The sequence below is a fragment of the Adlercreutzia sp. DFI.6.23 genome, assembly GCF_024462535.1.
Classification (GTDB): Bacteria; Actinomycetota; Coriobacteriia; order Coriobacteriales; family Eggerthellaceae; genus Adlercreutzia; species Adlercreutzia rubneri.
The window spans coordinates 1-413 of the sequence record NZ_JANGBP010000161.1 but is presented as its reverse complement, the minus strand read 5'-3'; the positions used below and the strand labels follow the sequence as shown (position 1 = coordinate 413).

At 63.2% G+C, this 413-nt stretch carries 1 protein-coding gene; it reads right to left on the bottom strand.

Annotated features, from left to right (window positions below; translation table 11 throughout):
* On the bottom strand, positions 1-390 hold a 390-nt coding region (locus NE591_RS12810; protein ID WP_256156808.1), incomplete at its 3' end, for a S1C family serine protease.
* Positions 391-413 lie beyond the last annotated feature (23 nt).

Here is a 413-nt window from a genome sequence, read left to right as displayed (position 1 = left end):
TTCCTGGGCGTCCATAATCTGGGAGCGGCTCGTGGCAGATACGTTGCCCGTGGCCACCGACTGCTCCAAGCCGAAGGGGCTGCCCAACGTCATAACCCACTCGCCGATGGTCGGGTTGTCGGAGTCGCCAAGCTCCATAACCGTAAGACCGCTGGCGTCCTTGGCGTTCAGCACGGCCACGTCGGAGGAGGGATCGGTGCCCACGAGATCGGCCTCGTAGGTCTCTCCGGCGACCATGACCTCGTAGGCGCTGCCGCCTTCCACCACATGGTTGTTGGTGATGATGTAGCCATCCTCGGTCAGCACGACGCCAGATCCCTGGGAATAGGCCACCAGATCGCCCGACCCGTCGCCCTGGCCATCGTACTGGTAGCCGAAGTACTGGCTCATCGCGTCATTCTGGGAAGCCTCGG